The organism is Pseudomonas sp. SJZ077, from assembly GCF_007993905.1.
Taxonomy (GTDB): Bacteria; Pseudomonadota; Gammaproteobacteria; order Pseudomonadales; family Pseudomonadaceae; genus Aquipseudomonas; species Aquipseudomonas mandelii.
On sequence record NZ_VIUJ01000021.1, the window covers coordinates 102,564 to 109,016 of the forward strand.

Annotated in this window: 8 protein-coding genes and 4 tRNA genes; all 12 read right to left on the reverse strand. The window is 53.6% G+C overall.

Going from position 1 to position 6,453, the window contains the following annotated elements; translation table 11 throughout:
* Positions 1-100: 100 nt before the first annotated feature.
* Entirely contained in the window at positions 101-796 is a 696-nt protein-coding gene (gene rplA / locus FBY01_RS25820; RefSeq protein ID WP_007896626.1) for a 50S ribosomal protein L1, read from the reverse strand.
* Positions 796-1,227, reverse strand: coding sequence for a 50S ribosomal protein L11 (rplK, locus tag FBY01_RS25825; protein ID WP_003210097.1), 432 nt, complete (start codon positions 1,225-1,227; stop codon positions 796-798). The genes rplA and rplK overlap by 1 nt, the downstream gene beginning before the upstream one ends.
* Positions 1,228-1,344: 117 nt before the next feature.
* Positions 1,345-1,878 carry a transcription termination/antitermination protein NusG gene (nusG, locus tag FBY01_RS25830; protein ID WP_007896622.1) on the reverse strand — a complete coding sequence of 178 codons (534 nt, stop codon included), beginning with the start codon at positions 1,876-1,878 and terminating at the stop codon, positions 1,345-1,347.
* A 9-nt stretch (positions 1,879-1,887) separates the two neighbouring features.
* The gene (gene secE / locus FBY01_RS25835) at positions 1,888-2,256 is read right to left on the reverse strand and encodes a preprotein translocase subunit SecE (protein WP_008145488.1); all 369 of its coding nucleotides are present in this window, start codon (positions 2,254-2,256) and stop codon (positions 1,888-1,890) included.
* Between the two features lie 45 nt (positions 2,257-2,301).
* Positions 2,302-2,377: transfer RNA gene (locus FBY01_RS25840), tRNA-Trp, on the reverse strand.
* A 53-nt stretch (positions 2,378-2,430) separates the two neighbouring features.
* Positions 2,431-3,624 carry an elongation factor Tu gene (tuf, locus tag FBY01_RS25845; protein ID WP_010467251.1) on the reverse strand — a complete coding sequence of 398 codons (1,194 nt, stop codon included), beginning with the start codon at positions 3,622-3,624 and terminating at the stop codon, positions 2,431-2,433.
* 83 nt (positions 3,625-3,707) lie between these two features.
* Positions 3,708-3,783 (reverse strand) — tRNA-Thr (locus tag FBY01_RS25850).
* A gap of 27 nt (positions 3,784-3,810) precedes the next feature.
* Positions 3,811-3,884, reverse strand: a tRNA-Gly gene (locus FBY01_RS25855).
* Between the two features lie 24 nt (positions 3,885-3,908).
* Positions 3,909-3,993 (reverse strand) — tRNA-Tyr (locus FBY01_RS25860).
* A 142-nt stretch (positions 3,994-4,135) separates the two neighbouring features.
* Positions 4,136-4,576, reverse strand: a complete 441-nt coding sequence (locus tag FBY01_RS25865) for a hypothetical protein (RefSeq protein WP_145310044.1) — start codon at positions 4,574-4,576, stop codon at positions 4,136-4,138.
* Between the two features lie 7 nt (positions 4,577-4,583).
* On the reverse strand, positions 4,584-5,333 hold the full coding sequence (locus FBY01_RS25870; RefSeq protein WP_010467247.1) for a pantothenate kinase: 750 nt from the start codon (positions 5,331-5,333) through the stop codon (positions 4,584-4,586).
* Positions 5,323-6,282 carry a bifunctional biotin--[acetyl-CoA-carboxylase] ligase/biotin operon repressor BirA gene (birA, locus tag FBY01_RS25875; RefSeq protein ID WP_145310046.1) on the reverse strand — a complete coding sequence of 320 codons (960 nt, stop codon included), beginning with the start codon at positions 6,280-6,282 and terminating at the stop codon, positions 5,323-5,325. The genes FBY01_RS25870 and birA overlap by 11 nt, the downstream gene beginning before the upstream one ends.
* Positions 6,283-6,453 lie beyond the last annotated feature (171 nt).

The window sequence follows — 6,453 nt, forward strand, 5'->3', positions numbered from 1 at the left end:
TTGAGGTTTAAGACTTGCGTCGCCTACGGTCTTGGATAGCCCCCGCCAGGCAGGGACCCCAATCTTTCAATTGGCGCAATCGCTTGCGCCAACCTGTGTCTTACGCGTCGAGCGAGCCTTGGTCGATGACCAGACCTGGACCCATGGTGGTGCTCAGGGTAACGCGCTTGACGTAAATACCTTTCGAGGAAGCTGGCTTGATACGCTTCAGATCAGCGATCAGGGCTTCAACGTTTTCCTTCAGCTTGACGGCATCAAAGCCGACTTTGCCAACGGAGGTGTGAATGATGCCGTTTTTGTCGGTGCGATAACGAACCTGACCAGCCTTGGCGTTTTTAACCGCGGTAGCTACGTCTGGCGTTACGGTGCCGACTTTAGGGTTAGGCATCAGGCCGCGCGGGCCCAGGATCTGACCCAACTGACCAACAACGCGCATGGCATCCGGGGATGCGATAACTACGTCATAGTTCAGGTCGCCGCCTTTCATTTCGGCAGCCAGGTCGTCCATACCTACACGGTCAGCGCCGGCAGCCAGAGCGGCCTCAGCAGCTGGACCCTGGGTGAACACAGCTACGCGAACGGTCTTGCCAGTGCCGTGTGGCAGCACAGTAGCGCTACGAACAACCTGGTCAGATTTACGCGGGTCAACACCCAGGTTTACAGCAACGTCGAACGACTCGCTGAACTTCACAGTCGACAGCTCAGCCAGCAGGGCGGCAGCATCTACAAAGTTGTAGGACTTGCCCGCTTCGATTTTGCCGGCGATAGCCTTTTGACGCTTGGTCAACTTAGCCATTACACACCCTCCACGTTAAGGCCCATGCTACGAGCAGAACCGGCGATAGTACGCACGGCTGCGTCCATATCAGCTGCAGTCAGATCCGCGTTTTTGGTTTTCGCGATTTCTTCCAGCTGAGCACGGGTCACGGTGCCAACCTTAACGGTGTTCGGACGAGCGGAACCGCTAGTCAGACCAGCAGCCTTCTTCAGCAGAACCGAAGCAGGGGTGGACTTGGTTTCGAAAGTGAAGCTACGGTCGCTGTAGACAGTGATGATCACTGGAGTCGGCAGACCTGGTTCAATACCCTGAGTACGGGCGTTGAAAGCCTTGCAGAATTCCATGATGTTCACGCCGTGCTGACCCAAAGCAGGACCAACAGGTGGGCTTGGGTTAGCCTGAGCGGCCTTCACTTGCAGCTTGATGTAAGCGGTAATCTTCTTGGCCATGAGGCACTCCAATTACGGGTTCGAACGCCTCGAAAGGCTCCCCGGTTACTTGCGCGTTTATCCCAGTGACGACAAAACCCCACAGCCTAGGGCTGCGGGGTTGGGATGCTTGCTCAGCTAGACCTTTTCGACCTGACTGAACTCTAACTCTACCGGAGTAGAGCGACCGAAAATGAGCACTGCCACTTGGATCCGGCTCTTTTCGTAGTTAACTTCTTCGACCGTGCCAGTGAAATCAGCAAACGGCCCGTCATTGACACGCACCGATTCGCCCGGCTCGAACAACGTCTTCGGCTTCGGCTTGTCGCTACCATCAGCAACACGACGCAGAATCGCTTCTGCCTCTTTATCAGTGATCGGCGCAGGTTTATCAGCTGTACCACCGATGAAACCCATCACCCGAGGAGTATCCTTGACCAAGTGCCAAGTACCCTCATTCATGTCCATCTGAACCAGCACATAACCTGGGAAGAATTTGCGCTCGCTTTTGCGTTTCTGGCCATTACGCATTTCAACCACTTCTTCAGTGGGAACCAGAATCTCGCCAAAGCCATCTTCCATGCCAGCCAGCTTTACGCGCTCTACCAACGAGCGCATGACATGCTTCTCGTAACCGGAGTAAGCATGCACAACGTACCAACGCTTAGCCACGGGACACCCTTAGCCGACAATCAAGGAAACAAGCCAGCCGAGCAGGGAATCAAGCCCCCACAACAGCAACGCCATAACCAGAACAACAGCCACAACAATCAGCGTGGTCTGCGTGGTTTCTTGGCGAGTTGGCCACACGACTTTACGAATTTCGGTGCGAGCTTCCTTAACCAGTACAAAGAAAGACTTGCCCTTGACTGTCTGCAGGCCTACAAAGGCAGCTACGGCAGCAATGGCGAGCAATGCAAGTACGCGGTACAGGATCGGCGAAGCAGAGTAATACTGATTGCCAACAACGCCAACAACCACCAAGGCGACTACTACAAGCCACTTGAGCAGATCGAAGCGAGAGCCTTGAGCTTCAGCTTTAGGAGTCATCTATGAAGATCCTGTGAAAAGAAAGCCAGACACACCAAGTGAATCTGGCAGGTCAGGAGGGAATCGAACCCCCAACCTACGGTTTTGGAGACCGTCGCTCTGCCAATTGAGCTACTGACCTAAAACAAAATCAGGCCGACCATTATGCCGGCCCGAAAAAGACATTACAACAATTTACTCGATAACTTTGGCTACGACACCAGCGCCGACGGTACGACCGCCTTCACGGATAGCGAAACGCAAGCCATCTTCCATCGCGATGGTTTTGATCAGAGTGACAGTCATTTGAATGTTGTCACCTGGCATCACCATTTCAACGCCTTCTGGCAATTCGCAGTTACCAGTCACATCAGTTGTACGGAAGTAGAACTGCGGACGATAACCCTTGAAGAACGGAGTATGACGCCCTCCTTCTTCCTTGCTCAGAACGTAAACCTCAGCAGTGAACTTGGTATGCGGCTTGACTGTGCCCGGCTTGACCAGAACCTGGCCACGCTCGACATCATCACGCTTGGTACCGCGCAGCAGAACGCCGCAGTTCTCGCCAGCACGACCTTCGTCGAGCAGCTTGCGGAACATCTCAACACCAGTACAAGTAGTTTTGACAGTGTCACGAAGACCAACAATCTCAACTTCTTCCTGAATGCGGACAATGCCACGCTCAACACGACCAGTCACAACAGTGCCGCGACCGGAGATCGAGAACACATCCTCGATCGGCATCAAGAACGGCTTATCAATAGCACGCTCAGGCTGCGGAATATATGTATCCAGCGTCTCGACCAACTTCTTGACGGCAGTGGTACCCATCTCGTTGTCGTCTTGACCGTTCAACGCCATCAGCGCCGAACCAATGATGATAGGCGTGTCGTCGCCTGGGAAATCGTAAGTGCTCAACAGATCGCGCACTTCCATCTCAACCAGCTCCAACAGCTCAGCATCGTCAACCATGTCAGCCTTGTTCAGGAAGACAACGATGTACGGAACGCCAACCTGACGGGACAACAGGATGTGCTCACGGGTTTGCGGCATCGGACCATCAGCGGCCGAGCAAACCAGAATAGCGCCATCCATCTGAGCAGCACCGGTAATCATGTTCTTTACGTAGTCGGCATGACCTGGACAGTCAACGTGTGCGTAGTGACGCACAGCCGAATCGTACTCAACGTGAGCTGTGTTAATGGTGATACCACGTGCTTTTTCTTCTGGGGCGCTATCGATCTTGTCGAAGTCAACCTTTGCCGAACCGAAAACCTCGGAGCAGACACGGGTCAGCGCAGCGGTCAGGGTAGTTTTGCCGTGGTCTACGTGACCAATGGTGCCTACGTTGACGTGCGGCTTATTACGCTCGAACTTTTCCTTAGCCATCGAAGCAACCCCCAGCAGAAGATTTAAACAGTAATACCAGCCATTAAAACAAAGGCAGATATTTTCATATCTGCCTTGTTATATGGAGCTCTTGAGCGGATTTGAACCGCTGACCTCACCCTTACCAAGGGTGTGCTCTACCAACTGAGCTACAAGAGCGTAACGCCTTTGCAGGACCTGCAAACTTGGAGCGGGTAGCGGGAATCGAACCCGCATCATCAGCTTGGAAGGCTGAGGTTCTACCACTAAACTATACCCGCGGAGCTTGCAGCTCTCGCTAAAAATGGTGGAGGGGGAAGGATTCGAACCTTCGAAGTCGTAGACGTCAGATTTACAGTCTGATCCCTTTGGCCGCTCGGGAACCCCTCCTAAGCGAGCCGGCATTCTATATCATGCCGACCTTCTGTCAAGCATTTTCTCATTAAAAACCTGAGGTTAGCTGCGTTGACACCGCTTCGTACCGCTGACCGTTAAAGGTCTTCACTGCGAAGCGGGCGCCATTCTATGCAAACTATTCCGAAGGCGCAACCCCCTCGCACGGCATTATTTTATGTTTTAACTCATTGAATTCTTTGGAAAGGTTTAGCAACTGAAGATCATCCACTAAACGCCGGCTTTCAGGTGCTACACGGAGCCAGTAGCCAGACGGATCAGAGGAGTCTTTTGGCAAGGCTTGAACTTTGATATCCATCCTACCCAGTCGGCGCTCAGCTGCCAGAGCGACCTCCTGACGGGTGAAACCACCCAAATAAAGGCAGCCACTATCGGTCGACGCCAACCTTACCTTCTCACGCCCCGCATCAGCTGCCTCGCTTAGCAAACGGATATCCTGGTGCGATCCTCGATACAAACTCAAAGGCGTTACATCTTTCGCACGCAGCGGGGCCTCTTGTTGATGCCAGATGTAATAGAAGACATTGAGAACCAGCAACAGCAGGAACAACCAACGCATAAGAACCTCAAGACAAAGGGCATGCCATCGCCAGACCTACAAACACCAGGTCTGGAACCAGCCTGGCATCCGGTACGATTTCAGAGACGAGCGTCGCATCGCCTCCCGTGAGGAATACCGCAAAATCCTCCCCCCAATAACTACGCGCCATTTCCAGCTGAGTCAGGACAAACCCCCTCAACATCAGCGAACATCCACGCTCAACCGCCTCAACAGTTGTGCGACCAGGCACGAGGCTTTCCAGCGCACGCTCGGCCGCGATATCGCCATAGCGAATCTTACGGGTATGAGTTCGCAACTGGTTGCGCATCAGAGGCATTCCAGGGCAAATAAACCCGCCAAGATGCTCTCCGTCCCCCGCAATAAAATCAGCAGTCACTGCCGTACCGAAATCGAGCACCAGACACGCTCCTGGGGAAAGATGAAATCCACCAAGCATCGCAAGCCATCGATCAAGCCCCAACCGCTCGAACTCTTCGTATCCATTTCGAACGCCAGCCATCTCGCGCGCCGGCGCGGCACATATCGCGGACACTGAGAACGTTTGTGCCAGTAGAGAAGTCAATGCAGCAGTCTCTTCGGTCGTTCTCACGCTGACCAACCGACAATGTTTGAGGGACAGCCCCTCAAGTCGATTCAGGCTTTCCAGCAACGCGAGATCCGAATCCACCACCCCCTCTCCAAACACCTGCTTGGCATCCGCATAGAGAACGCGCCACTTTATAAAACTGTTTCCGCAGTCGAGCTCAAGAATCATCACGCAACCTCAGGCTGAGCTCACCACCACTAAAGACTTTTTCCACACCATTTACCTTCAAGCGTAAGGCACCCTGGCTGTCGATACCCAACACCTCACCATCAATCTGGTTGACACCAGCAATCAACGAGACTGCCCGCCCTTGCCAAAGATGGTTCTGCTCCCATTCCCGCTGAATGGCGGAAAACCCATCAATCTGATGAAGGGTCAGATATTTCTGAAGCATCAACCCTAATTGCGCGACAAGGTGATTGCGATCAAGCACCCCGCCCGACTCCAGCCGCACGGATGTCCATTGCTGATCAATCTCATCGGTTGCCTGCATGTTCACATTAATTCCAACACCCAGCACCACGTGACACACGTCAGCAGGATCACCCACCAACTCGAGCAATATCCCGGCGATCTTTTTCTGACCAACCAGAACATCGTTGGGCCACTTCAAGCCCGCGCCCGGGATACCGAGATCTCTCAACGTTTGCATGACAGCAAGCCCGACCACAAGACTCAACCCTTCAAGCTGACGCATTCCACCTTCGATGCGCAATACGAGGCTGTAATAGATGTTTTCTGCGAAAGGACTGGCCCAATTTCGCCCACGTCGGCCGCGACCCGCAGTCTGCCGTTCGGAGAGCACCAAAAATGGTGCAGCCTGGCCTCGGTGTATTGCGCGCAACGCTTCAGCATTAGTGGAGTCAATTGAGTCGAAGAGCAGAATAGGCCAGTCGCACGAGGGCGCCTGTTCTTTTATGCGGGCAGGATCAAGCAGCGTCAGTGGCGTAGCCAATTGATAGCCACGTCCGCGCACCTTGTGGATAGACAAGCCAAGCTCAGCTTCTAAATGCTGTAGCTGCTTCCATACCGCACTACGACTGACGCCCAAGGCGACGCCCAGGGCCTGACCCGAATGGAACTTGCCATCCTTAAGAAGCTTTAACAACGTCAGCATGCAAGTCTCGCCTCACAATGAGGCCCGCATGATAGCCATGCCCCGAGCCGTTGCATAGAAACCCCGAGAGCCAGATTTTCCTGCGGACAAAACAAAACCCCTACCTGCATACGCAGATAGGGGTTTCGGAATTTAATCTTGACGATGACCTACTCTCACATGGGGAAACCC

Coding starts and splice junctions, on each gene's coding strand:
- FBY01_RS25865 (WP_145310044.1), bottom strand. CDS start 4,576: ATGCGTTGGTTGTTCCTGCTGTTGCTGGTTCTCAATGTCTTCTATTAC.
- tuf (WP_010467251.1), bottom strand. CDS start 3,624: ATGGCTAAGGAAAAGTTCGAGCGTAATAAGCCGCACGTCAACGTAGGC.
- rplK (WP_003210097.1), bottom strand. CDS start 1,227: ATGGCCAAGAAGATTACCGCTTACATCAAGCTGCAAGTGAAGGCCGCT.
- FBY01_RS25870 (WP_010467247.1), bottom strand. CDS start 5,333: ATGATTCTTGAGCTCGACTGCGGAAACAGTTTTATAAAGTGGCGCGTT.
- secE (WP_008145488.1), bottom strand. CDS start 2,256: ATGACTCCTAAAGCTGAAGCTCAAGGCTCTCGCTTCGATCTGCTCAAG.
- rplA (WP_007896626.1), bottom strand. CDS start 796: ATGGCTAAGTTGACCAAGCGTCAAAAGGCTATCGCCGGCAAAATCGAA.
- birA (WP_145310046.1), bottom strand. CDS start 6,282: ATGCTGACGTTGTTAAAGCTTCTTAAGGATGGCAAGTTCCATTCGGGT.